This is a genomic window from Pseudomonas quasicaspiana, from assembly GCF_021147825.1.
Classification (GTDB): Bacteria; Pseudomonadota; Gammaproteobacteria; order Pseudomonadales; family Pseudomonadaceae; genus Aquipseudomonas; species Aquipseudomonas quasicaspiana.
The window spans coordinates 24,160-49,331 of the sequence record NZ_JAGTPI010000001.1 but is presented as its reverse complement, the minus strand read 5'-3'; the positions used below and the strand labels follow the sequence as shown (position 1 = coordinate 49,331).

The following is a 25,172-nucleotide window of genomic DNA, read 5'->3' as shown; positions in this document are numbered from 1 at the left end:
CTTCAACATCAGGCAATTTGTCGAGCGTCCACTTATGCACTTCGAGAAATGGCTGCAGCAGTGTTCGACCCAGTTGAGTGATCTAATACTGGACCGCCAAAGGCGAAGACGAAATGACCTTGCGCGAGACGATGCCAATTTGTTCCAGCCGCCGCTTCCTGAAATTGATGGTGAGAAGCGTCGTTCCATCCCGTGCTCAAGCTACATGCTAAATTCAAGCAGGCCGCCATGATGAGATTGCTGACAAACTCAAGCGTGCGCTGCACCTTATGTTGAAAAGTCTCTGAGGAAATACCGTCATGGTCATTCAATCGCGGCTGAGCGAACTGACTGAGGCATCCATGGATGAAGCCCAGCGTTCGGTACTCAAGGACATTCTTGCGGGCCCGAGGGGCAACCTGGATGGACCTTTTCTGGCCTGGATTCACAGTCCCGAACTGGCCAGTCATGCCCAGCAACTGGGAGCGTTCTGTCGATATGGCACGCGGCTCGAGTTGCGCCTTACGGAGTTGGCGATACTGTTCACCGCAGCGAGGTGGCAGTCGCAGGCCGAGTGGCAGATTCATGAGCCGATCGCACGTGCGGCGGGAGTCACAGACTCTGTTATTGAAGCACTGCGGCTGCAAGTAATCCCACAATTCGCGCGCGAGGACGAAGAGTTGGTCTACAGCCTGGGTAAGTCACTGTACGAGACGCGTCGGATTAACGAGGATTTGTATGCGAACGCAATCCAGGCGTTCGGAGAGCCTGGCCTTGTAGAGCTTGTCGGGGTGTTCGGGTATTACTCGTTGGTGGCGATGACTTTGAATGTCTTCGCGGTGCGTCGTGATACTGATGCACCGGTGCTGTTTGTTGAGCGATGAGTCTGTTGTTGAGCTGATGCTCTGAGTTCTTGGGGGCAGAGCATCTGGCCATGAAAATGTAGTGTGATGCCTTGGCAGGATCATTTGGCTAGAGGCTATCCGGATCCCCAAAAAACATTTTGACTGGGCTCTAAGACGGTAGTTTCAGGTCATAAAAAACTAATAATGCCCCCAGTTTTGCCCCCAATGGCACTGGGTGTGCGAGCGATCGCGAACGGCGATTTCTGACATGGATCTGGGTGGCTGTGGCTGGTATTCAGTGTGCCTTCGTGTACTGGATGAGCACGACACTTTGCCGACAAAGAGCACCAGAGCTGGTCAGGTCATTCTCAGCCACACCAGCCTGCGAAGCTCCGCAGGTAGCTCGGTATCGAACTGGCTGACGCGCTTGAAATGTGAAGTGTGACCAAGGTACTGGCGACGGGGCAGTAACCCCGCCGCTTTCAGGGTAGCCAGAAGACTTGATCCTGCATCTGGAACACCTCAATTGCTCACTATATGCCGCTTACTTTATCGAGCGGATCGGGTCCGTGGCTACCTGACCGGTTGATATCAGGCTCCAACAGGAGCGGCCTGGCGCTGAGAAGAACTGCAACCCCTAGAGCAGCGGAAAGCACTGAGCCGAGTAACACACCGACCTTTACCTCATCTACAAGGAGTGGATTTCCGGCAAAGGCCAGTGCCCCGATGAAGAGGCTCATCGTGAAGCCAATGCCGCATAGCAGTGCTATGCCGTATAGATGGAACCAACCACATTCTTCCGGCAATTTTGCCAGACCTGAACGAATGGCCAGCGCGGAGAAACCGAACACGCCCACTTGCTTGCCCAGCAAAAGCCCCAAAGCTACACCCAGCGGCACTGGATCAATCAGATTACCGGGTGACATGCCTGCAAGAGACACTCCGGCATTGGTAAAACCAAAGACAGGCACGACGGCGAAAGCAACCCACGGATGCAGCTTTTCCTCCAGATAGAGAAGTGGAGACTTGCGCTCGTTGTTCGAATCACCCAGCGGAATGCAGAGCGCGAGAATGACTCCCGCCAACGTCGCGTGAATGCCGGACTGGAGCATGAAAAACCACAGTAAACCGCCCGCAATCAGGTAAGGCCAAAGCCTCTTCACGCCGCAACGATTGAGCACGAGCAGAAAAACAATCACGGCCAGCGAAGCCATAAGCATGCTGATGGATAAACCGCTGGTGTAGAACAGTGCGATGATAACGACTGCCCCAAGGTCATCAAGAATCGCCAGAGCAGACAGGAAAATTTTCAAAGAGACAGGAACGCGCTTGCCCAGCAGGGACAAAACGCCCAACGCAAAGGCGATGTCCGTTGCCGCAGGGATTGCCCAACCACCCAGGGTTTCAGGATTTCCCCAGTTGATGGCAATGTAGATCAATGCCGGTAAGAGCATACCTCCCAGTGCGGCAAAGCCTGGAAGTGCGCGCTGGCTCCAGCTGGATAACTGACCTACGAGCATTTCACGCTTGATTTCGAGGCCGACCAGCATGAAGAAAATAGCCATCAATCCATCGTTGACCCAATGTTCGATCGAGAGACCAATGAGTTTGATATGCAGGGTTGAAAAGTAAGCTTCAGACCATGAGGAGTTCGCGACGACGAGCGCGGCAAACGCAGCCGCCATCAAAATCAGGCCGCCAGCGGATTCGGCAGCGAAAAAGCGGGTTAGAAAAGCCAGCGCAGCTGGTGTTGCACGATGACTATGGTCTTTTTCAAGACGCGAGGGATCCAGGTTCATAGGCGCGATAACCCCGCGCGGCGGCCCGACCTGCGCTAAGTTAAACCTGCCATGCCGCGTATTTGCGGTGACACCCAGCGGGGCATATTACACAAATGCCCATGACAAGACGACCCGTTGCTGGCTACCAGGAAATACAGCAATTACGTCGGTTCCCCCTGCGGGCTTCTTCACACGGGCATGGGTTGGTTGAACATCTCACTGACATGTGATTTGGTGGCGCATGACTGGAGCACTAATACTGCCCGGGTACTTCGCAGAGCCCACCTTGCTCATCAACTTTGAGGTTCCATGCAAATCGAGTTACTGGAGATTCGCGATCATCTTCAACGCTTCGCACCTTTCGATACGCTGCCGCAGGCATCGCTGGATGCAATCGCCCAGCGCGTAGAAGTCAGCTATTTCAAGGCCGGCAGCGATATCCTTGAGGCGGGAGCGGTCATTGAGGACCTGCACTACGTGCGCAGCGGGGCAGTGGAGGTTTATCGCAGAAATGGCGAGCTCTATAACCGACTTGTTGAAGGAGACATCTTTGGCCAGGCAGGTTTGCTGCGCAGCAACAAAGTTCGCTTTCCTGCCCGGGCCCTGGAAGACAGCCTGATTTACTTTATTCCCTCAGAGGTGTTCGCCCAGTTATGCGCGCAACACGATGCCTTTGCCGATTTCGTTGAGGCTGAAGGCCATTCCAGACTCAAGTCCGCCGTCGATGCTCAAGGCCGTGCAAGCGAGTTGATCCAGCTCAAAAGTCGCGCTTTGATTTCTCGTGCTCTGGTTTGGGTCGCATCCGATACCTCGGTGCATGACGCCGCTAAAGTCATGACCGAACAAAGTGTTTCTTGTGTGGTGGTTATGGCTGCGGGTGAAGGCGAAGCAGCAAAGATGGTCGGTATCGTCACTGATCGTGACCTGCGTACCCGTGTGGTTGCCTTGGGGCGAAGCGGGGTATCTACATCCATCAGTGAAGTCATGTCCAGCGATCCCGTAGCAATACAGGCAGATGACTCGGTGTTCGAGGCGATGCTGGTCATGCTGAGGCGTAATATTCATCACCTGCCAGTCGTGTACAAGGGCCGTACCTTAGGGCTGATTAATCTGTCGGATATCATCCGTTACGAGTCCCAGAGTAGCCTGTACCTGGTCAACCGCATATCCAATCAGACGTCTGTCGCGGGACTGCGCTCGTTGCTCCGCGATCTTCGCGCCACCTACATTCGGATGGTGCGGGACGGCGCGACGGCGCACATGATTGGCAGCGCCATTTCAGGTATTGGCCGGGCCTTTACCCAGCGCCTGATTGAATTGGCGGAGAAAGAACTGGGCCCGCCGCCAGTACCTTACTGCTTCATGGTGCTGGGCTCGATGGCTCGAGATGAACAGTTGCTGGTGACCGACCAGGACAACGCTCTGGTGCTGGATGATCGGTTCGACCCCGTTCTGCATGACGGTTATTTTCACAGTCTGGCCACATTCGTCAGTGATGGCCTCGCAGCGTGCGGTTATAGCTACTGCAAGGGTGGGGTGATGGCCACCAATGATCAGTGGCGGCAGCCGTTAAGGGTCTGGCGGGCCTACTTTGAGCAATGGATCGAAAAACCAAATGCTGCGACGCTGCTTAACAGCTGTATTTTTTTCGATCTCGATGGAGTTTATGGCCAGCTTGATCTCGTTCACGAGCTCAAGCAGTTGTGTGCGGAAAAATCCAGCACCCATCCCGGATTTCTTAACGCAATGGCCCGGATCGCGCTGAACCGTACTCCGCCGTTGGGATTCTTCCGTACTTTTGTAGTGGAAACAGACGGCCAGCAGAAGAGAATTATCAATTTGAAGGGCAGGGGAACAGCGCCCCTTACCGACCTCATACGCATCCACGCTCTGGCATGCGGCAGTACGGCACAGAACTCGTTTGATCGCCTTGATGCAATCAGCACGACCCAGCGTTTACAGCCCGATGCAGTGGAGCATCTGCGTTACGCATTGGAGTTTTTGTCCATGGTCCGCATCCGGCATCAAGCAGACGCTCTGGAGCAGGGCGCGACGCCGGATAACTACATCGAGCCGGAGCGCTTTTCGACCAGTGAAAGGCACAACCTTAAAGAGGCGTTTCAGGTGTTGAGCAATGCGCAGAATTTTCTGCGGTTTCGCTATCCGGGCAAAGGGCGTCAGTCGCAATGATGGATAGCCGCTCCGTCAGTAAACCTGAAACTGTGGATTGGGCCGACAGGTTTCAAACATTGGCTAAGAACGCGATTAATCCTTGCGTGCGAAGCTTCTATGAAGCTGGCGCCGTTGACGCAAAGACACCCATAGAACAAGTGCAACTGCTGGCGATGGATGTGGAGACCACCGGCCTCAATGCGCAGACCCATAGCATTGTCAGCATCGGGCTGATGCCGTTCAGCTTGCAACGTGTACGTTGTGGTCAGGCATTTTATCGGGTGATTAAGCCTCCCTCAGAGCTGAGTGACCAATCAATCACCTTCCACCACATAACCCATACCGATATTTTGCAGGCTCCCCCGCTGACTGAGGTTGTGGACGCCCTGTTGGGTACGATGGCAGGGAAGGTGATGGTTGTGCATTACCGTAATATTGAGCGAGGCTTTCTTGATCAGGCGTTTCGCCGTTACCTCGGCGAAGGGCTGCAGTTTCCGGTCATTGACACCATGCAACTGGAAGCACGAATGCATAGACAGAAACCGGGATGGCTCGACAGGCTTCTTCGTCGTCCTCAGCCCTCGATCAGGCTTGCTGACAGCCGCGTGCGCTATAACCTGCCAAACTACCATGCGCATCACGCACTAACCGATGCCCTTGCTACTGCCGAGTTGCTGCAGGCGCAGATAGCTAACCATTACTCCCCATCTACTCCCATCGGGACGCTGTGGGATTGATCTACTGCTACGCTTGATCAAGCCTTTTTGCCATGCAGATCCGTAGTCTCCCATATCGTTATGGCCGTCCAGTTAGCAAAAAGAAAACAGTGCGCGGCAACTGCAGCAGTAACGGCGTTAGTTAAGAGTTAAGCAGCGTGGTCGGTACGGACAGCGAGCGTGCTTTCACTGGGGACTGAAGCCACATGAATCGTGCGCGAAGGGTGGGCAAAAGTGACACGCAGTTCGTTAAAGGCCTCCAGTATCCCAAGGTTGATTTCCTGCTGGACATCCATGTAAACGTTGTAACTTGGGTCGAGTACGATGTAGACCGTCTCGAACTCAAGGGCGCTTTCACCAAAGGTTCGTAAGTGTGAGCGATCAAATCTGGCCTTGTCCTGATGGCCGACGATATTTTCAATCAATTTAGGCACTGCTTTGGCTTGTTCGGGGGAGCAGGCATAGGTGAGTGCGACCTCAAATACAATTCGACGTTCTTGGAGTCGCTTGTAGTTTTGTATCGTACTGCCAATCATCTCTGCATTGGCCATCACAATCTGCTCGCCGCCCAGACTGCGTATGCGCGTCGTCTTCAGGCCTACGTGCTCCACGGTACCGGACAGCGAACCGACAACAATAAAGTCGCCAATCTCGAAAGGCTTATCTACAGCAATAGACAGTGACGCAAAAACATCCGCCAATATATTCTGCACCGCCAGTGCGATTGCAATGCCGCCCACTCCAAGGCTTGCGACGAAGGCAGTGATGTTTACGCCAACGTTTGAAAGCATGGACATCACGACGATGACCCATAGAAATACTTTTGCCCCCCACAGACTCAGCGTTGCCAGCGCACTGCCTTCGAACGTCTGATGGGTGCCGTGACGTCTGAAGTACCGGGAGAGTGCGAGTGCAATAGCCCGGTTCACCCATAAGCCAACTTGCAGCGCCGCCACTACAAACCAGAGGCTGCTCACTCTGCCCAACCAGCGCTCAGGCAAATCCAGTACGCCGATACCTATCAATAAGGATGCGAGCAGTAGAAGTGTATTGCTGGTCCCTGACAACACTTCAACCGTGATGTGGCTGATATGAGCGGTGGGTTGCGATGATTTCGAGTGGAGTTTTTTGAGGAAAAATCCAATCACAGTCCTGGCGCACAGGAAGCTTATGGTTGACACCAAAATCGCTAAGGCCCAATTGGCTAATGCAATGCCCAAGATTTGGTAGTTTATGAAAAAATCGATAGTTTCCTGAAGCATGCGACCCTCAATAGTGTCCCGCGAGAGCGCAACTCCTTTGCAGAGTTACGCGTCTCGCAGACGAATTAATTTCAGATTTTGTCAACTCACCTGTCAGGTATCACGATCGAGGCTCAGACATCAGGCCTTTGATCAGGGAAATGCACCCCAGCATCAGCACGATCGCGAAGGGCAGACCGGTTGAAACTGCCATCGCCTGCAGTGCCACCAGACCACCACCGAGCAACAAAGCGATGGCGATCACGCCTTCGATGACTGCCCAGAAAACGCGCTGTGGAACAGGTGCGTCGACTTTGCCACCAGCTGTGATGGTGTCGATCACCAGGGACCCGGAGTCAGACGACGTAATGAAGAAGACAATGACCAGGATAATCCCCAGAAACGAGGTGATGTCCTTGAGCGGTAAATGCCCAAGCATTGCGAACAATTTGAGCTCCAGGACGGCATCCTTGACACCGACAAATCCTTGGACCGTAGCTTGGTCAATCGCCGTTCCGCCGAACGTTGTCATCCACAATACTGAAACGAGTGTAGGTACCAACAACACTGAGACCAGGAACTCTCGAACTGTTCGACCACGACTGACACGGGCGATAAACATCCCGACAAAGGGCGACCAACTGATCCACCAGGCCCAATAGAAGGCAGTCCAGCCTTGGGTGAACTCGGTGTCAGTTCTTCCGAAAGGGTTGGACAGTGCCGGAAGGTACTCTGCGTAGGTCACCAGATTCTTGAAGAACCCGCTGAAAATTGCCAGGGTCGGGCCCACTACAATAATGAACAGCAGCAGCAACAGCGCCAAACCCATGTTGATCTGCGACAGAAGCTTCACGCCTTTGTCCAGACCTGCCAACACCGACCATAGGGCGATCAGTGTGATGCCAATGATCAGCACAACCTTGCTCAGGTTCGTGGACTTGATACCGAATAGATACTCAATCCCCGCAGCTGCCTGTTCTGCACCGATCCCTAGTGATGTCGCCAATCCGAAAAGGGTGGCGAAAACCGCGAGTATATCGATGATATGCCCCGGCCATCCCCAGACACGTTCGCCCAGCAATGGATAGAAGATCGAGCGTATTGAGAGCGGCAAGCCCTTGTTGTAAGAAAAAAGAGCGAGGGACAGGGCGACAATCGCGTAGATCGCCCAAGGGTGCAGTCCCCAGTGGAAGATCGTTGAGGCCATCGCCAGGTCGGCGGACCCTTTCATATCGCCTGCAGCACCTGCCAGCGGAGCCCAGTCGGTACGAACTCCATTCGCATCGAGAGTGACACCACCCATTGACGCCGCGTAATGCGACATAGGTTCGGCAACGCCATAAAACATCAGTCCGATACCCATGCCGGCGGCAAAGAGCATTGAAAACCAACCAATGTAAGTATGGTCTGGCTTGGCGTCTCTTCCGCCCAGGCGAACCTTGCCCAACGGGGAAACAATCAACGCCAGACACAGCACAACAAACACGTTCGCCACGCTCATGAAAAACCAGGCAAGGTGCCCGGTCAGCCAGTTGCGGATGGAGCTGAAAAGGGGTTCGACCTCATTCTGTAGCGCTAATGTCAGAATGACGAACAGCAATATTGCAGCTGCCGAAATGATGAAAACTTTGCCATGGATATCGAGCGAAAAGGAGAAGTCACCCTTTATGTTGTCCTGACCGATGACGTAGTCGGTATCAATGAGATTAGCGGCTCCGCTGGGAGCAGGGATGCCGTCCTCACTGACGGGCTGAGGATTGACGGGTAGATCATCCTTTGGATTTTGACCCATGAGAGCCTCCTTGGTTAGGGCACGCATTGCGTGCATTTGTATTGATGCCCGCTGTTCCGAGGGTAGAACGAGATATTTGGTTCCCCGGTCGGATCGAACAATCAATCGGCTGTCAGATGCCGAGGGTGTGGGTTGTCCGCCCGAGCAATCGGGGGATCAGTGTCAGTTGCAATCTCTGGAGCGAAGCCATTCCACCCTTGAGAACAACTTTATGAGGTAAACCAGGCTGCGGTCACAGGTCTGGTAAGCGATCGTTTATGTCCGTCAGAACGCTGAACATTCGAGCTGATGATTGAATGAGAAATCATGCGGCGTGCGCAGTGCTAAGAGCCTACTCAGGCAATATGCAATCATGGCATGCCTTCTAAAGGCGACAGGATTTTGGGCCGGTCAGCCCGTCCTTTAAACTAAATTTTTCTTAATGCAGATTAATACACGCTTTTTATCCAACCGGTTTTTTGTCAGGTGAGTCGCAGACGCGGCTTTGGTCTTACGTACAGCTCCAGAGCTCTATTGACGCGTCACTGCTGCTGGGTAGTCCTACCCATTCGCTCATCAAGTGGCAGGTGCCATCGAAACACAGCTGGAAGTCACCAGCTTCCGGCGTGCGAGCAAGTTTGAGCGGCTGCAGGGGCGATAGTTGACGTTGGTAATGCCAGCTGCCGTTTTGAAGTTGTGCGTCTGGCGGGATCTCCATGCCCGCGCCAGCCCCACGGACCCGGGCCTCACCCAACAGCAGGCCCTGCGTCGGCAACCGAATCACCGAGGGCAAAAGCCAACTCTCCACGCTCGGTATTGCTTCACCGTAGATGTGTGAAAGGGCAACCCCGATCGGATAATAAACCACGCTTGTGGCACTGGTGGGTACATTGATAAAAACCGATGCAGCCTGTGCCACGGTGGTTGCGACTGCCAGGGTTGCCGTACCGGCCAGAAGGGTGAAGCGCGGCGTTGCTCTCATTGGGAGTGCCCCGTCTTGTTATGGCTTTATGCAGCGTCATTGCGCTGGATTTGATGCCAGTAAATAGGTTGGCGAGTTGCTAACCAACGTCTGCGCAGGTGTGTAGCGAGAACCGTAAAGCTGTCCGGTCTCGGTAGCATAGGCGTGCAAACATCGGCGCTGGGGATTTGGACGTGAACGTTTAATTGGGTAGTCTTGCTAACACATAGTGCTGAACCGCAACTGGAAGCCATCGAGTGATCAAACCGATAATACTGATACGCCGTCGTTTCGCATCGATGCGCTGGCGCACTCGTATTACGCTTTGGGCGGCCGCAACCATGGCGGGCCTGCTGGTAGTTATGTTTGCTCGTTTAGCCGATATGGCCCTGGCGCAATTTGCCCAACAGGCTGCCGAGCGGCCGTGGCTACCCTTCATTTACACCCCACTGATCGGCATGCTGGTGGTGTGGCTCACTACACGTTTCTTTGTCGGTGCTCAGGGCAGTGGAATCCCGCAGGTGATTGCGGCGACACGCTTGGTTCATCAGGGCAAGCGCGTGGACGGTCTGGTGTCGCTGCGGATAGCCTTCGCCAAGATAGGGCTCGGCACATTGGCGTTGACTGGAGGCTTTTCGGCTGGGCGCGAAGGCCCCTCCGTGCAGGTCGCGGCCTCGATCATGCATTTCTTTCATCGGTTCTTGCCCAACGCCCGGATCATTCGCGCTGAGGACCTCATTCTGGCCGGCGGTGCGGCAGGTATTGCGGCCGCGTTCAATACCCCGCTGGCCGGCATCGCCTTCGCTGTGGAAGAGCTGGGGCGCAAGCTGGAAACCCGCACCAGCGGGGTGCTGCTCAGTACCATAATCCTGTCGGGGATGGTCGCAATTGCCTTGCAAGGTAATTACAACTATTTCGGTCATTTCGACATAGAGGGCATCAATGTCGATATTGTCTTGCCAGTGATGGCGATCGGTGTCGGCTGCGGGCTGTTAGGCGGGTTGTTCAGCCGAATGCTGCTGTGGCCTCAGCGACATCGTCGATTTGTAGTCTGGGAGTGGCGCGCCCGGCATCCTGTCTGGTTCGCTGGTATCTGTGGCTTGATTGTGGCGATATTGGGTTGGCTAAGCGGTGGCATGTCTTTTGGCAGTGGCTACGGCATCACGTCCCATGTCATTGCCTCCGAAATCAGCCTGCCGTGGCACGCCCCAATCACGCGTTTTCTTGCCACGGTGGTGACTTATTTCTCGGGCATTCCCGGCGGCATATTTGCCCCGGCCCTGGCCGTGGGTGCCGCCGTAGGTGCAAACGTCGCTGATCTGTTCGGCCTGGCTGCGCAGCCCATGATCGCCCTATGCATGGTCGGTTTTTTGGCTGCTGTTACCCAGTCGCCTATCACGTCCGCGATCATCGTCATGGAGATGATTGACAGCCATTCTATGGTGATCAGCCTTATGGCTGTCGCCCTGATCGCCAAGGCAGTGAGTTCAAGAATGGGGCCTGAGTTGTATCAGCAGTTGGCTCGTGGCTTTATCCAGACCTCTGCGGATGAATCAGCGTCGCGCCAGGCCAGACAGTAGCTAAACCACCGACGGTTGGGCCGAAGTTGGTTTTTAACCTCTTGCAGAGCAAGCGCGCTATTGGTGTGTTTGAGTAGACGATCCGCATGCTTGACGCACGGCTTCCGGAAAGCTTCGGAGTGTGTGAAAGGCTGACAAGCGTCTTCATCAGGCGCACATCCACTTTCAGTAGCGGCGCACCCATCTCTGGGGATGGGGGCGAAGAATTCATCGAACAGGTCTTCCACTGTAAGGACGCGTAGGTAAACCAGCTTACAGCCTGAGTCGATCTGCGAAGCGGATTTGTGGTTTACGTAACCTGTGTCGCGACTTTCATGGGTGTTGCAGAGGCGGTAAGCGCTCGCCGGATAAGCCATGCCACACAGGGCCCGTTGAGCCATGGCAATTTGCATCTCATCCACCAGCTTCTTATGATCGCGCTGGGTGCGTTGTTGCATACGGCACTGCGCAGGTTAAATTCAAACGTTGGTCGGGCCGCCAACGGAGCGTTATCGTGTCTGAAAAAAACTCGGCCTCTGCAGCTATTCCCCGTCCTCAGGTTTTAACCGAACGTGCGTTTTCTGCGCTGGAGCGGTTCTCTCATATTGAAGCGGTCAGCGGGATCGTACTTTTGCTCGCGGCCTTGGCGGCGCTGATTTGGGCCAATAGTCCGGTCGCCGAATCCTATGAGCATTTCTGGCACACGCAGGTCACCTTGGGGGTGGGTGATTTCAGCGTCTCCCGCTCACTTCATTTTCTGGTGAACGATGGCCTGATGACGATCTTCTTTTTGGTGGTTGGCGCTGAAATCCGCCAAGAGATCAAGGACGGCGCACTGGCGAATATGAAACTCGCGACACTGCCTTTAGGGGCGGCGCTGGGCGGTGTCACGATGCCGGCGATCATCTACACGCTGCTTAATCACGGTAGCGAGGCGAGTGCTGGCTGGGCTGTGCCTACCGCGACTGACATTGCTTTTGCCGTCGGAGTACTCGCCTTGCTGGGGAAATCTATCCCAAGTGGCGTGCGGATTCTGCTGTTGGCACTGGCCATTATTGATGACATCGTCGCGATTTTGATCATCGCGATTTTTTACACCGAGAGCCTGGATTATCTAGGGCTGGTAGTCGCGTTGGGCGGTTTGGCGCTGGTATTGGTTTTACAGCGAATGGGCATAGGCAAGGCATATGCCTATGTTGTGCCGGGTGCCATCGTCTGGTTTGGCCTGCTGAAGACTGGAGTTCATCCAACGCTGGCGGGAGTGATCCTTGGGCTCATGACCCCGGTGAACTCCAAGCCCGCAACGGAGCGTCCACTGGAAACAATCGGGCGGACCTTCCATGAGTTAATGGACCGCTTTTCTCAGGCCAAAGATAATCCGCAGGCCGTCGCAGAACCACTCAAGCAATTGCGCCACGCGCAGCGCGAAGTGCTGCCACCCGTTCAGCGAATCCAGGTTGGGTTGCACCCTTGGGTGGCTTTTGGCGTCATGCCCCTGTTCGCACTGGCTAACGCCGGGGTGAGCTTTGCGGGCGCCAATCTGGATGAGGCGCTTTCCCAGAAGGTGTTTATGGGCGTGATGCTGGCGTTGGTGCTTGGAAAACCGTTGGGCGTTATGCTGGCCAGCTTTGCTCTGGTCAAACTGAACATCTGCAAGTTGCCTGATGGTGTGACGTGGAGTGGAGTAGGGCTAGTTGGTCTGCTGGCAGGGATTGGCTTCACTATGTCTATTTTTATTGCATCGTTGGCGTTTTCCGATGCTGCATTACTGTCATCCGCCAAGCTCAGCGTGCTGGCCGCCTCTTCGGTTGCAGCAGTCATAGGTTTGATTTGGGGGAAGATAACGTTTCATAAAAGAGCTTGAAACGTCATCTCACCCCCAAGCTTTTTGGCCGGGCCCCGGTGTTACAGCAGTTTGCCGGGGTTCATTAAACCGTCCGGGTCAAGGGCTTGCTTGAGGGTTCGCATCAGTTCCAGTTCCAGCGGCGCCTTGTAGTGCTGAGCGGCGTCCCGCTTGGCTTGTCCGAGACCATGCTCGGCGCTGATGCTGCCTGCAAACCCGACTGTTGCATCGTAAATGACGTGCATGATCGCGTCGGCATGGGCTTTGAAAGGTACATCTTCTGTGCCCACAGGTTTGCTGATGTTGTAATGCAGGTTGCCGTCCCCGACGTGCCCGTAAGCGACAATTCGCACGCCCGGAAAAGCCTCTTTGAGCTTACGGTCAGTCGCCTCAATGAATGCGGGAATGCTGCTGACGGGCACACTGATATCGTGTTTCAGGCTAGGGCCTTCATGGTTCTGGGCTTCCGATATGCCTTCGCGTAATGCCCACAGTGCCGCGACCTGGGCCTCGTTGCTGGCAACTACGGCGTCTAGTGTTTCACCTTGTTCTAACGCTTCGCCCAGCCCGTCTTCCAGCATTTGGCCCAGATTCGCGTCAATCAGGGTGTCACTGAGCTCTATCAATACGTACCAAGGGTGAACTTCGTTGAACAGATCGTTGCAACCCGCCACGTGCTGCAGAACGAACTCCACGCTTTGCCGCGACATCAGTTCAAATCCGGTCAGGCGATCGCCACACAATGTGCGCATGCGGCCGATCAGGTCGACCGCTGCCTGTGGGCTTGGCAACGCCACCCATGCAGTGGTCAGACTGCGCACTGCGGGAAACAGTTTGAGCACGGCAGCAGTGATGATTCCCAGCGTTCCCTCCGAACCTATGAACAGGTGCTTGAGGTCATAACCTGTGTTGTCCTTGCGCAGGCCGCGCAAACCATCCCACACACGCCCATCGGCGAGCACCACTTCAAGCCCCAGGGTGAGGTCACGCATGTTGCCATAGCGTAAGACGGCGGTCCCGCCTGCGTTGGTCGCCAGGTTGCCACCAACAGTGCAACTGCCTTCGGCGCCCAGCGAGAGCGGAAACAGGCGGCCCACTTCAGTGGCAGCCTCCTGCAAGCGTTGCAGGATTACCCCGGCTTCTACAGTGATGGTTTCATTGGCCGCGTCGATGGCGCGAATCGCGGTCATGCGCGTCAGTGACAACACGACCTGAGTGCCCGAATTGTCCGGAATCGAGCCTCCGCACAATCCTGTATTACCCCCCTGGGGTACCAGCGCCACTCCGGCTTCTCGACACAAACGTACGACCTCAGCGACCTCAGCGGTGCTGGCTGGACGCACCACCAGCGCCGCCTTGCCACAGTAGGCGTTGCGCCAGTCACTCAAATAGCTCTGCATGCGCTCTGGGTCCTGGATCAGGCCCGGTGAGCCGACTACCTGCTCAAGTGCTTGTATCAATGCTTCGCTCACATGACTCATGACACGTTCCTTCTTATTGTTAGCCCAAAATGAAAACCGATGAGTTCAATCCTTGACGGCCGAACCGCCCGACCCATTCTCCAGATCAATCCGGTAAATACGGCCCACCACAACCAGATAGAAAAACACCGCCAGCAGAGCGTTGGCCGCGACGTAAACCAACGCCGAATCAAACGAGCCGGTGCGACTGACCAGATAACCAACCACAATTGGCGTAGTGATCGCCGCCAAGTTGCCGAAGGTGTTAAACAGACCGCCCGAGAGGCCGATGATCTGGCGCGGCGAGGTATCGGCGACTAGCGTCCAGCCATGCGAGCCGAAGCCTTTGCCAAAGAATGCCAGGGCCATAAGCCCGACCACGGCTGCGTCGCTCTGAACGTAAATGCACAGCACCATGCTGCTCGACAGCAGCAGGCCACAGACGATGGGGAGCTTGCGGGCCAGTGTGAGGGAATAGCCCCAACGCAGCAGACCGTCGGATATCAAACCTCCCAGGACGCCACCCACGAAACCGCTGATCGCTGGCAAGGCGGTGAAGAAACCGGCGGACAGGATGGTCATGCCGCGCGCCTGCACCAGATAAACGGGGAACCACGTCAGGAAAAAATAGGTGATCGCATTGTTGCAGTACTGGCCCAGGTAAAGGCCTATCAGCGTTCGGTGGCTCAGTAGCAACTTGAGGTAACGCCACTGCGATTCGGTGGCATCACCCATGCGAGGCTCAAGGTCCAGCAATCCGCCACCGGATGCTATATGGCTGAATTCGGCCTGGGTGATCGTCGGATGCTCACGTGGCCCATGGATGACCCTGAACCAGAGGATGCTGAACAGCAGACCAAATCCACCGAGCACGATGAACACGTACTGCCAGCCCATGGCCTGGACGACCCAGCCCATCAAGGGGGCGAAGATCGCCGTGGCAGAGTATTGCGCTGAACTGGAAATGGCCGTTGCCGTGGCGCGCTCTGCGCTTGGAAACCAGGCGGCAATTATCCGGGCGTTACCTGGGAAACAGGGGGCGCCGGCAAAGCCCACCGCCATCCTGAGGAGGAACAGGCTGACGATTGTCCAGCTCAGCGGTAACACGCCGACAAACCCCTGTATCAGGGTAAATAGCGACCAACTGAACAGCGCGATGCCGTACACCCGACGCGCACCAAAGTGGTCGCACAGCCAGCCTCCAGGAATCTGGCCGATCACGTAGGCCCAGCCAAACGCCGAGAAAATATAGCCGAGGGTCAGCGCGTCAATTCCTAAATCAGCCTGCAAGGCAGAACCGGCAATGGACAGGCTGGAGCGGTCGGCGAACGTCACTGATGTGACAAAAAACAGCATCAGCAGGATCGAGTAACGGACCCGGCCCGGTTTGGTTTCAGGCATATGGCTTGATCTTCCAATGATCGAACACGTTGTTATTTTTGTTTTCGACTCCGCGAAGCTGACCGGTGACGCCTGCTCGCCTGGTCAGCATGAGCTGGGATAGTCCGAGACGGGTAAGTTATCGTACGACTCAAAAAAACACATCTTTTAACTGACCTGAAGTTATTCGTGCCTGAATGTCTTCAATTCTGGGACTGAAGCCATAGCGCTTCTATGATCGGAGTTCACGACAGACAGTTGAAAGGTATTTATCACCAGCCGATCGCACATTGACAGCAGTACGGCTGCTTGGTAGAAAAGCTCAAGTCATATGACAACATATGACAAAAAATAATAATAATTGAGGCTCAGATCATGCTGACGACCCTCGTCGCGCGTCTTGAAAGCAGCACGCAGTATTCCTTGATTCCCCATCTATGTTCACGCCCAGACCATGCCGTCGTTTGGCTGCAAAGCCCGGCAGAGCAGGGCGCTCAGCATTTCCAATTCTCCACACACAGGTCTTTGCCAACCAGCAGTTCGCGGGCCACTGTGCGTTCATTTATCAGCGGTCGATTCACTGTTTCTGATTTGTGCAGTAGCGACCTGCGCAATGACGGGGAACGCCTTGAACGCCTAATGCACCCACCCCTAATAGCGGTCACCCGTATGTAATTCGGTGTGCCGACATAAAGAGTTACAACTTCGCCGAGCCCACACGTTCGGTCAGCTTTTTAAAACCGGAGCATTCCAATGATAAAAACACTTCGCGTCTCTCTCCTTTCTGCACTTGTTGGCATGGGTGCTATCACCTCAAACAGCATGGCCTTCGCAGCAGATGTGAAATGGCCAACTCGCCCGGTGCAAGTTGTCGTCATCGCCAACCCCGGCGGCGATACCGACTTCAACGCACGCATGATGGCTAAGTATTTCAACAAGATCACCGGCAAGACCATGGTGGTGACAAACGTTGCCGGAGGCGGTGGCACGCTGGCGGCTGAGCAGGTAAAAAGTGCGGCAGCGGACGGGAACACGATCCTCTTCACGCATCCAGGGCAACTGATCGTTAACGAAGTGGCGGGGCTCTCTGATGACAGCTTCGAAGCGTTTGATATCTCGTGCATCGCCGGGGTCGACAAGGGCGCGGTATTCGTGGCCTCTACTCAATCCGGAGTGACCAGCGTCAAGGACCTGATCGCCAAGGCCAAGGCCAAGCCAGAAAGCGTTACCTACGGCACCGAGATGGGTAACTTCTCGCATATTCAGGGCCTGATGTTCGAGAAAATCACCGGCGTCAAACTGAAGATGGTTGATGCCGGCACCGTATCGGAGAAAGTTGTCGCGCTACTTGGCGCGCGCATCGACCTAGGCGCCATCAGTTACGGCTCGGTACAAGACTACGTCAACGGCGGGCAAATGGTTGCTCTGGGCCAGCCTAATGACGAACGCAACGCTATGCTGGGTAACGTCCCGACCTTCAAGGAGCAAGGTGTCGACTTCACCATCGACAAGCCTTATGTCGTAGCGTTCCCGAAGGGCACTGACGTAGCGATTGTGGGCAAGATGGCTGACATCATGAAACAGATCAGCGAAATGCCCGAATATGCCGAGGAACTGAAGAAGTTCAAGCAGCCGGTTGCCTATTACGGGACCGAAGAGTCCAAGAAAATCCTCGCCAAGACCCGCGATGACTTCATGCAATTCAAGGATGCTCTGCGCACCAAGTGAAACCTGAGAAGGGCTGGCCTCATCGCCAGCCCGTGTCGCTTGGACTATTAACCGAGGTTTTTCGATGGCTACTTGCAAGAAAAAAGAGCTGATTATTGGCGCTGCCATGCTTGGCACCGCGCTAGCCTACTTACTGATGACGCTCAAACTACCGACTCACTCCGGTATCGATGCCGCTTTCGTTCCAGCGCTGTTGGCGGGGATGCTCTGCCTCCTTGCCGTCATACAGCTCGTCAGTGCTTTTTCCACACCTCAAGCACCGGCCGACAACCTTCCCCAGATCGATGCAGAGGAGACGAGTACTGCGATTGATGTGAAAACCGTGGTCAAGACGCTGGCGCTGATCGTGGGATATATCGCGCTGATGAATCCGGTCGGTTTTCCGATCATGACCGTGGTCTATCTGTATCTGCAGTTCATCGTGTTGACGCCGCACGACCATAAGGTACGACACGTCACTTACGCCCTGATCGCCTTGGCGACCTCGGCCGTCATCTACCTGCTGTTCCGCGAGGCCTTCGATTTGATGCTGCCCGCTGGCCTGATGAACTTCTAGGAGTCTCGAGCATGCTCGACTTGTTACAGCAAGGCTTCGGTGCTGTTTTCTCAATCAATATCATGTTGCTCATGGCCATCGGCGTGGCCGTGGGCATCGTCTTCGGTGCCGTGCCCGGTTTGTCTGCCACCATGGCCGTCGCACTGTGCCTGCCGCTGACATTTACCATGGGGCCTCAGGCCGGTCTTTCGTTGTTGGTGTCGCTGTTCATCGGTGCCACCTCGGGAGGTCTCATTTCAGCGATCTTGCTCAAGATTCCCGGGACACCTTCATCAATTGCGACGGTGTTCGATGGTGGGCCGCTGATGGAGCAGGGCCATGGCGTCAAGGCGCTGGGCATTGGCATCGTCTTTTCCTTCCTGGGCACCCTGTTCAGTATTGCGGCGCTAATGTTCATCGCTCCGCAGCTGGCCAAGGTCGCTTTACGTTTCGGTCCTCATGAATATTTTGCGATCGCGGTGTTTTCCTTGACCCTGATCGCCACGCTGTCTGCGGGGTCCATGGCCAAAGGGTTATTCGCAGGCGCATTGGGCTTTGCCGTTTCTACCGTGGGCATCGCCCCGGTTGAAGCTATCCGCCGCTTCACCTTCGGCTTCCCTGAACTGAACGGTGGCTTTTCCATGCTCACGGTAATGATCGGCATGTTTGCGGTGGCCGAGATTATCAAGCTTGCGGAAAACGGCCGACACGCCAAACAAGGCAAGGCGCGCTCAGTCAGCATGAAAAACATCAAAGGCTTCGGCTTCTCACTCAAAGAGTTTCGTCAGCAAATTCCCAATGCTTTTCGCTCCGGGCTAATAGGCTTGGGGATTGGCATTTTGCCGGGCATTGGTGCGGGCACTTCAAATCTGGTGGCGTATATCATCGCCAAAAAGCGCGCCAAGGACCCAGACTCGTACGGCAAAGGCAACATCGGTGGGGTCGTGGCCAGTGAGACGGCTAACAACGCAGGTATCGGCGGCGCAATGATGCCTCTGATGACTCTGGGGATTCCCGGTGACACCGTTACCGCGATCATGCTGGGCGGTTTTCTGATACACGGTATCCAGCCAGGGCCGCTGCTATTTATCAGCCAGGGTCCGCTGGTGTACACGATCTTTGCTGCATTGATCGTCGCCACCTTCATGATGCTATTCATGGAATTCTACGGCCTGCGCCTGTTCATCAAACTGCTGGATGTGCCCAAACACATTTTGCTGCCGATCATTCTGGTGCTCTGTGTCGTCGGAGCTTTTGGCTTGTCCAGCCGCCTGTTCGATGTCTGGTCGATTTTGTTGTTCGGTGTCCTTGGCTATGGCTTCGTCAAGGCAGGCATGCCCGCAGCACCTTTTATTATCGGTTTCATTCTGGGGCCTATGGCTGAAACCAACCTGCGTCGTGGACTGATGCTTTCGGATGGCAATTTCCTGGCATTTCTTGCCAACCCCATCGCCGCCTCATTCCTGGGTCTGGCGCTGGTTTTCATCATCTGGCAGGTCTACAGCGCCATGCGTCCGAAGAAGAGTGCGATCGACGAGATTCTGCGCACTTGATCTCTTTCAAGACTTCATCACTGCTAAGGAGAGCTCCATGCTTGCACAACAAGAATCTATCAAGTCCTCCGACGAGGATCGTATTGCCTGGGTTCGGGTATCCTCGGTAATTCTCCCTCTGGCCAACCCCATCAGCGATGCCAAAGTGCTAACGGGACGGCAAAAGCCGATGACCGAGATCGCCATCCTGTTCGCTGAAATCGAAACCGTTGATGGTAACCGTGGCCTTGGTTTCAGCTACTCCAAGCGTGCAGGCGGGCCGGGTCAATTTGCACATGCCAAGGAAATCGCCCCGGCGCTTATTGGGGAGAACCCAAGTGACATTTCCAAGCTTTGGACCAAACTTTGCTGGGCCGGTGCGTCGGTAGGCCGCAGCGGCATGTCCACTCAGGCCATTGGTGCCTTCGACGTGGCACTGTGGGATTTGAAAGCCAAGCGCGCCAACTTGTCGCTAGCCCGATTGCTCGGCGCAGAACGTGATTCGATACGCTGCTACAACACCTCGGGCGGTTTCCTTCACACTCCGCTTGACCAGTTGATGAAGAACACCGATCTGTCACGTGAAAAGGGCATTGGTGGTATCAAACTGAAAGTCGGACAGCCGGATTGTGCCATCGATATAGAGCGTGTCAGCAACGTGCGCAAACATCTAGGAGACAACTTCCCTCTGATGGTTGATGCCAACCAGCAATGGGACCGCCCGACTGCCCAGCGAATGTGCCGCCAATTCGAAGAGTACAACCTGATCTGGATTGAGGAGCCGCTGGATTGCTATGACGCTGAGGGCCACGCCGCTCTGGCTCAACAATTCGATACGCCTATTGCCACGGGTGAAATGCTTACCAGCGTTGCCGAGCACGCCGAGTTTATCAAGCATCGCGGCGCTGACTTCCTGATGCCTGATGCACCACGAGTAGGTGGCATTACCCCTTACCTTAAGGTCGCCTCAATGGCCGAGCAAGCGGGACTTATGTTGGCTCCGCATTTTGCCATGGAGCTACACGTCCACTTGGCGGCTGCGTACCCCACCGAGCCGTGGGTCGAACATTTCGAATGGCTTGAGCCGCTCTTCAACGAGCGCCTGGAAACCCGTGACGGCCGCATGCTGGTTCCTAAGCGTCCGGGCTTGGGCCTGACACTCAGCGAGCAGGTCAAACCGTGGACCGCGCAAGAAGCCGAAGTTGGCACTCGTCCTTGAATAAACTTTGGTCACCCGGTGTGTGTTGCACATCGGGCGGCCGATTTAGTCCCCGTGCATTCAGGCTCGTAACGATTTGAAGTTGCCGTCTGGGCGACTGATCAATTTTCGAAAATTTCGGCCGAAAGCCTCCGGTCAACGCAAGCCTAAAAGTTTTTAACTTTGAGTCGATAGCCTTTGGAGTACGTCAACTATTAGCTAGAAAATAGGACTGTTATATGCGTCTTAGAAATCTCAACGTAGCACCACGCGCGGCCCTGTTTTTCGCGTTGATTATTGCGTTGGTCTCTGTGCTTGGCGTGTTTGCCGTGGTGCAGATGGGCAAGCTAAGGGACTCGGAAAAGGAAGTCGAACTGAACTGGATGGCCAGCATCCGACAGACGGCATTGATGAATGCTACGGTGCTTCGCTTGAGGCTCGAAACACAGCGTGGTCTTGCCGACCCTCAGTCCATTCAAAAGACAATTGAACACTTCCCTGGCTACCGTAAGGCGTTCACCGATGCTGTGGCGCAGTACGATTCCCTCGTCGGGGAAGACAGCGAGCGCACGTTTTATACGCAGGTAAAAAACAGCGCTGATGCGTACTCCAGGCAATTGGATCTTCTCGAACCGCTGATGCGGCAGGGTGACATTGCGGCTGCGGTCAGCCTGGTAAGTACAGGCATCCGTCCGCTGACTAATACGATGGAACAACAGATCAAGGATCTGACCACCTTTAACAACGAAGGCGCAGCGAAGGCCGGGCAGAACGCTACCGATCTTTACAATGAAGGTCTCTTGCTGGTTATAGGCATTATTGCGGGCGTTGTTGTCCTGACGGTCGGGTTGGCCATGCTGCTGACGAAAAGTATTACGTCGCCCATCAACGATGCCCTGTCCGTCGCTGAACGCATCGCGGCCAGTGATCTCTCTAAAGAGATACAGGTCAGCGGCACTGATGAAGCCGGGCGACTGTTGAAAGCGCTCGCACAGATGCAAACGAACCTGCGCAACACGATCATGCAGATCTCTGATTCATCCACCCAACTGGCCTCGGCGTCAGAGGAGATGACGGCAGTCACTGAGGAATCGAGTCGCGGCCTTGTTGCCCAGAACGATGAGGTCAATCAAGCGGCAACAGCGGTCACGGAAATGAGCGCGGCCGTTGATGAGGTTGCTCGCAACGCAGAGTCGGCGTCCGAAGAGTCCAAGCGTACTCAGGGTTATACCGAGGTCGGTCAGGTGCGGGTGGCGCAGACGCTGAAGTCCATTCAAAAGCTGAACGGTAACGTTGAAAACACGAGTGAACAGATTCAAGGGTTGTCAGATCGTGCTCAGGGCATCAGTAAAGTTGTCGAAGTCATTCGGGCGATTGCCGAGCAGACCAACCTGTTGGCGTTGAACGCTGCGATCGAGGCTGCACGAGCAGGCGAGCAAGGCCGTGGGTTTGCGGTGGTGGCTGACGAAGTGAGGGCATTGGCCCATCGCACGCAGGTGTCGACTCAGGAAATCGAGCAAATGATCGCTGCCATTCAGAACGAATCTGATCAGGCGGTGAAGGCGATGAATACGAGCAGGGATCTGGCGACTGAATCACTGGGCGTCGCCCAGGAGGCCAGTACCTCGCTGGATCAAATCGCCACGGCCATTGTTCAGATCAACGAACGTAACCTGCTGATCGCGACCGCCTCTGAAGAGCAATCGCATGTGGCGCGTGAGGTTGACCGCAATCTAGTCAGCATTCGCGAGCTGGCAACCCAGAGTGCAGCAGGGGCTAGTCAAACGGCCAGTGCGTGCGGCGAAATGTCCAAGCTAGCAGTTAATCTGAATCAGCTGGTAAACCGATTCGTCGTGTGACTATTTTTATATGAACTGATATGAGCTGCGGATCGGCGAACGTACGCTGATCCAGACTCATAAATACTTCAATTGATCCTCGGTGAATCCCGTTCACGACGATTAATAACCCACAATGATGCTTTAACGGACGTTACTACTCCTCTAGTGCTTAGGGATGTTTTATGACAATCGTGAAGCGTCTACAACGTGAGCGTATTATTCACGGAATTTCCATTTGGTAATTTGCGGTCCTCGCGGCGTACGAGCCTAAGCTCAAAGTAACTCTGAGAATGGGGCGCAGCCCGAGCGCGGGTTACCTTTATGTATTACGTTATCTGGGTATAAATGTGCCATGCATTCTGCTGGGAATACGTACGATATCTACATTCAATGAAGGTAGGAAGCTGTCGCAGGTGATTTTTCGAGAAGGAGATTGTTGAGTATCAGGCTGGGGGCATCCTTTTCAAACCATCCAAAGCAGGCCCTCAGATGTGCCCCCAATTCTGCCCCCGTACGCCCGCGATTGTAGAGTTCCACATAAACGAATATTTTGGCTGAAATTCAGTATGACGCTTTGTGATTTCCAGTGTAACGCCTCTAGCGGGACCGCTAGGGCAGTATTGGTCTTCCCGGAGGTAGCTTTGGACTTCCGGGGTGGGGCCGAAAGAGGCTTGCCTCACAGGCTCCTTTCAACCCCTTGCGGATGGCCACCTCTGCGAGGTATTTAGATCAAGCCGACTATAGAAATGCGCTCAATTAACGCGGATAAATCGAATTGTTCAACCTCGAACATTGGAAGGCGCGCACTTAGCCTTCGCTTGAGTTGCTGCATGCTGTCCAGCTCTAACACTTCATCTGTTCTTCACGGATGACTGGCATGCCGCTCCCTCACTTGATGTTATGGCCTGTCGAAATAGGGAAAAGCCTGTTTCGGCAGCTTCGGCAGGTCGATATGCTGGAATACGATAGTCAAAAACCTACCGACGTGAGGCTACCGCTCATTACGAGGCGCCGGACCCAGAAATTCGCTAATCAGCGACGTCACTTGTTGATGAATCACCTCACGTGATCGCCCGTCGTCGCCATCCTGGCAAATCATTCCGTCCCCCGGAGAGCAAACGGATGTTCGCCGGCAGCCGCTGGCGCATTGCGTACGGCGAGGGCACCAACGAACACTGGGCTGTCGGCGATCAATTGCGGTTTGGCAGAGGTTGCACTTGGGTACCAGACTACCATCTCCAGCGCACGCTCGTTGTGCGCGTCTGGCAGGGTCGAGGACTGGAAGCCGATAGGGTTGCCGTCAGCGATTGCGCGGCCGGAGAGACAGATCAGAAGCAGGGTGATGAAAGCTTTTTTCATTGTTTTTATTTTCCTTGACTGGATCAACTGATGGAGAACTTCAATCCGTCGTCAGGCGCATTCCCATTTCGTATGCACGGTTCTCGAACCCGAACTCGGCGTACATCCGCGCAGCGCGTACATTGAACGGAAAGGCCAGACCATCAACCGCAAGTCCTGAGCGTTGTGTTCAACCGCCCAGTCTTTTACGATGTTTATTTAAACATCTTCTCAATCATGAGCCTGGAGGGGATGAGTAACGTATTAGTGTAATAGGCTTTATACCCATAGGCGGTGATGCGGACCTTGCATGGAATTGAAGTTTGCGACGCAAGCAGGGGCTTGAAGGAGTCATAGTCATTCAAGTCGCGTTGAGTTCCATTCGGATTGGTGTAGTAAAAGATAAGCTCGGAAGAAAACTTATAATTGGGTTTCGTTTTACTGTCCGCGGCCACCCGTCCTTCGGCTTTTATAGCTATTGAATGCTCCGACGAAAATTCCATGTCTTGGTTGAGAGAGCAGATCAGGGTAGGTGTGAGCTGATTGGAATTTTCGTAGTCATTGAAAGCGTTCTGCAAATCCACCGTAGAGCTAAAGCGGGCAGTAAACAGGTTGCTGGGGCCAGGCCCGAAAGACGATAACGTTAGGTCGGTTGGTGGAATGTTGGCCGTTTTTGCACAGCCAGTGCAGAGAAGTATTGCGAAGCAAGTGACGCTACGGAGTATGTTCATAGCCTTCTTTACTGGAACGGGTGCCGTCTTGACAGTCTGGTCATTCACAACTGTCAAAGTCGGCGTTACTGCCAAGCTCGCGGTGTTGCCATTGGGAAGATTGACTTGCTCTGCTGCCATTTTTCAATCTTCCAGAAATAGTTTTATGGTTGCTGCCAAGTGTGAACTCACGACGTGTGTGAATCCCATCGAATCACTGGTTCCATATTCGAAGCTGGCGTTAGCGCGTCGATTAATTTGATCTTGTCGCTAAAGTGCACGGGCATCGGCAGCAGGCCGCTGAAAGGTGCTGGTACGAAAGTGTCGCCAATGGTGACTGTCCCGGAACCACCCACTACGACATTGCCGTGACCGCCAGTGCTGTCTTTCGTAGCAGCGTTCAAGCCGTTGATGAAGACAGTTTAGCTGACTCCTCCCGTGATTGGACTTCCACAGGCGGATTTGTCGGTCATCCGAGCGGCAGCAAGTCCATCAAAATTCACATCGGGGGAGCCACTGACCATTGGATTAGTGCCATGTCCCGGGAGAGGGCAACTAGTGGGGTCTGTGATGCGTGCGGCA

16 protein-coding genes and 3 pseudogenes are annotated in these 25,172 nt (G+C 54.7%); 10 read left to right on the top strand and 9 right to left on the bottom strand.

Features of this window, described 5'->3' with window-relative positions; all coding sequences use genetic code 11:
• Positions 1–299: 299 nt before the first annotated feature.
• On the top strand, positions 300–863 hold the full coding sequence (locus KDX30_RS00245) for a carboxymuconolactone decarboxylase family protein (protein ID WP_231674612.1): 564 nt from the start codon (positions 300–302) through the stop codon (positions 861–863).
• A gap of 584 nt (positions 864–1,447) precedes the next feature.
• On the opposite strand, the pseudogene nhaA (KDX30_RS00240) reads toward KDX30_RS00245, so the two are convergent.
• Positions 1,448–2,623, bottom strand: a pseudogene (gene nhaA, locus KDX30_RS00240) (Na+/H+ antiporter NhaA); the annotation flags it as partial.
• Between the two features lie 291 nt (positions 2,624–2,914).
• Between nhaA (KDX30_RS00240) and KDX30_RS00235 the strand changes: the two are divergent.
• Together KDX30_RS00235 and KDX30_RS00230 are read left to right on the top strand one after the other, a co-directional pair.
• On the top strand, positions 2,915–4,795 hold the full coding sequence (locus KDX30_RS00235) for a DUF294 nucleotidyltransferase-like domain-containing protein (protein WP_231674611.1): 1,881 nt from the start codon (positions 2,915–2,917) through the stop codon (positions 4,793–4,795).
• Entirely contained in the window at positions 4,792–5,514 is a 723-nt protein-coding gene (locus KDX30_RS00230; protein WP_231674610.1) for a 3'-5' exonuclease, read from the top strand. The genes KDX30_RS00235 and KDX30_RS00230 overlap by 4 nt, the downstream gene beginning before the upstream one ends.
• Positions 5,515–5,642: 128 nt before the next feature.
• Here the strand turns inward: KDX30_RS00230 and KDX30_RS00225 are convergent, their stop codons facing one another.
• From KDX30_RS00225 to KDX30_RS00215, 3 genes are all read right to left on the bottom strand, one after another.
• Positions 5,643–6,755, bottom strand: a complete 1,113-nt coding sequence (locus KDX30_RS00225; RefSeq protein WP_231674609.1) for a mechanosensitive ion channel family protein — start codon at positions 6,753–6,755, stop codon at positions 5,643–5,645.
• Positions 6,756–6,855: 100 nt separating this feature from the next.
• A complete protein-coding gene (locus KDX30_RS00220; RefSeq protein WP_231674608.1) occupies positions 6,856–8,526 on the bottom strand; it encodes a BCCT family transporter in 1,671 nt (556 codons plus the stop codon).
• A gap of 490 nt (positions 8,527–9,016) precedes the next feature.
• Positions 9,017–9,487 (bottom strand): DUF1850 domain-containing protein, encoded by a 471-nt coding sequence (locus tag KDX30_RS00215; protein WP_231674607.1) that lies wholly within the window; start codon positions 9,485–9,487, stop codon positions 9,017–9,019.
• A 236-nt stretch (positions 9,488–9,723) separates the two neighbouring features.
• Here KDX30_RS00215 and KDX30_RS00210 point away from each other — a divergent pair, with 236 nt between their 5' ends.
• Together KDX30_RS00210 and nhaA (KDX30_RS00205) are read left to right on the top strand one after the other, a co-directional pair.
• The gene (locus KDX30_RS00210; protein ID WP_231674606.1) at positions 9,724–11,046 is read left to right on the top strand and encodes a chloride channel protein; all 1,323 of its coding nucleotides are present in this window, start codon (positions 9,724–9,726) and stop codon (positions 11,044–11,046) included.
• 493 nt (positions 11,047–11,539) lie between these two features.
• The gene (nhaA, locus tag KDX30_RS00205) at positions 11,540–12,889 is read left to right on the top strand and encodes a Na+/H+ antiporter NhaA (RefSeq protein WP_231674605.1); all 1,350 of its coding nucleotides are present in this window, start codon (positions 11,540–11,542) and stop codon (positions 12,887–12,889) included.
• Between the two features lie 41 nt (positions 12,890–12,930).
• On the opposite strand, the gene KDX30_RS00200 is transcribed toward nhaA (KDX30_RS00205), so the two are convergent.
• Positions 12,931–14,349, bottom strand: coding sequence for an FAD-binding oxidoreductase (locus tag KDX30_RS00200; protein ID WP_231674604.1), 1,419 nt, complete (start codon positions 14,347–14,349; stop codon positions 12,931–12,933).
• A gap of 45 nt (positions 14,350–14,394) precedes the next feature.
• A complete protein-coding gene (locus KDX30_RS00195; RefSeq protein WP_231674603.1) occupies positions 14,395–15,729 on the bottom strand; it encodes an MFS transporter in 1,335 nt (444 codons plus the stop codon).
• Positions 15,730–16,461: 732 nt separating this feature from the next.
• Between KDX30_RS00195 and KDX30_RS00190 the strand changes: the two genes are divergently transcribed.
• The 5 genes from KDX30_RS00190 to KDX30_RS00170 all read left to right on the top strand — a co-directional run bounded on the left by KDX30_RS00190 (position 16,462) and on the right by KDX30_RS00170 (position 22,560).
• Entirely contained in the window at positions 16,462–17,436 is a 975-nt protein-coding gene (locus tag KDX30_RS00190) for a tripartite tricarboxylate transporter substrate binding protein (protein ID WP_137203322.1), read from the top strand.
• A 64-nt stretch (positions 17,437–17,500) separates the two neighbouring features.
• Positions 17,501–17,992 (top strand): tripartite tricarboxylate transporter TctB family protein, encoded by a 492-nt coding sequence (locus KDX30_RS00185; RefSeq protein ID WP_231674602.1) that lies wholly within the window; start codon positions 17,501–17,503, stop codon positions 17,990–17,992.
• Positions 17,993–18,003: 11 nt separating this feature from the next.
• A complete protein-coding gene (locus KDX30_RS00180; RefSeq protein WP_231674601.1) occupies positions 18,004–19,524 on the top strand; it encodes a tripartite tricarboxylate transporter permease in 1,521 nt (506 codons plus the stop codon).
• A gap of 37 nt (positions 19,525–19,561) precedes the next feature.
• On the top strand, positions 19,562–20,722 hold the full coding sequence (locus KDX30_RS00175; RefSeq protein ID WP_231674600.1) for an L-talarate/galactarate dehydratase: 1,161 nt from the start codon (positions 19,562–19,564) through the stop codon (positions 20,720–20,722).
• Between the two features lie 218 nt (positions 20,723–20,940).
• A complete protein-coding gene (locus KDX30_RS00170) occupies positions 20,941–22,560 on the top strand; it encodes a methyl-accepting chemotaxis protein (RefSeq protein ID WP_231674599.1) in 1,620 nt (539 codons plus the stop codon).
• A 1,092-nt stretch (positions 22,561–23,652) separates the two neighbouring features.
• Here KDX30_RS00170 and KDX30_RS00165 read toward each other — a convergent pair.
• From KDX30_RS00165 to KDX30_RS00150, 3 genes and pseudogenes are all read right to left on the bottom strand, one after another.
• Positions 23,653–23,901: pseudogene (locus KDX30_RS00165) on the bottom strand (dienelactone hydrolase); the annotation flags it as partial.
• 194 nt (positions 23,902–24,095) lie between these two features.
• Positions 24,096–24,731: a hypothetical protein gene (locus KDX30_RS00155; protein ID WP_231674598.1), complete on the bottom strand. Its 636-nt coding sequence runs from the start codon at positions 24,729–24,731 to the stop codon at positions 24,096–24,098.
• Positions 24,732–24,734: 3 nt separating this feature from the next.
• A pseudogene (locus KDX30_RS00150) lies at positions 24,735–25,162 on the bottom strand (PAAR domain-containing protein).
• Positions 25,163–25,172 lie beyond the last annotated feature (10 nt).

Coding starts and splice junctions, on each gene's coding strand:
- KDX30_RS00245 (WP_231674612.1), top strand. CDS start 300: ATGGTCATTCAATCGCGGCTGAGCGAACTGACTGAGGCATCCATGGAT.
- KDX30_RS00235 (WP_231674611.1), top strand. CDS start 2,915: ATGCAAATCGAGTTACTGGAGATTCGCGATCATCTTCAACGCTTCGCA.
- KDX30_RS00230 (WP_231674610.1), top strand. CDS start 4,792: ATGATGGATAGCCGCTCCGTCAGTAAACCTGAAACTGTGGATTGGGCC.
- KDX30_RS00225 (WP_231674609.1), bottom strand. CDS start 6,755: ATGCTTCAGGAAACTATCGATTTTTTCATAAACTACCAAATCTTGGGC.
- KDX30_RS00220 (WP_231674608.1), bottom strand. CDS start 8,526: ATGGGTCAAAATCCAAAGGATGATCTACCCGTCAATCCTCAGCCCGTC.
- KDX30_RS00215 (WP_231674607.1), bottom strand. CDS start 9,487: ATGAGAGCAACGCCGCGCTTCACCCTTCTGGCCGGTACGGCAACCCTG.
- KDX30_RS00200 (WP_231674604.1), bottom strand. CDS start 14,349: ATGAGTCATGTGAGCGAAGCATTGATACAAGCACTTGAGCAGGTAGTC.
- KDX30_RS00195 (WP_231674603.1), bottom strand. CDS start 15,729: ATGCCTGAAACCAAACCGGGCCGGGTCCGTTACTCGATCCTGCTGATG.
- KDX30_RS00190 (WP_137203322.1), top strand. CDS start 16,462: ATGATAAAAACACTTCGCGTCTCTCTCCTTTCTGCACTTGTTGGCATG.
- KDX30_RS00185 (WP_231674602.1), top strand. CDS start 17,501: ATGGCTACTTGCAAGAAAAAAGAGCTGATTATTGGCGCTGCCATGCTT.
- KDX30_RS00180 (WP_231674601.1), top strand. CDS start 18,004: ATGCTCGACTTGTTACAGCAAGGCTTCGGTGCTGTTTTCTCAATCAAT.
- KDX30_RS00175 (WP_231674600.1), top strand. CDS start 19,562: ATGCTTGCACAACAAGAATCTATCAAGTCCTCCGACGAGGATCGTATT.
- KDX30_RS00170 (WP_231674599.1), top strand. CDS start 20,941: ATGCGTCTTAGAAATCTCAACGTAGCACCACGCGCGGCCCTGTTTTTC.
- KDX30_RS00155 (WP_231674598.1), bottom strand. CDS start 24,731: ATGGCAGCAGAGCAAGTCAATCTTCCCAATGGCAACACCGCGAGCTTG.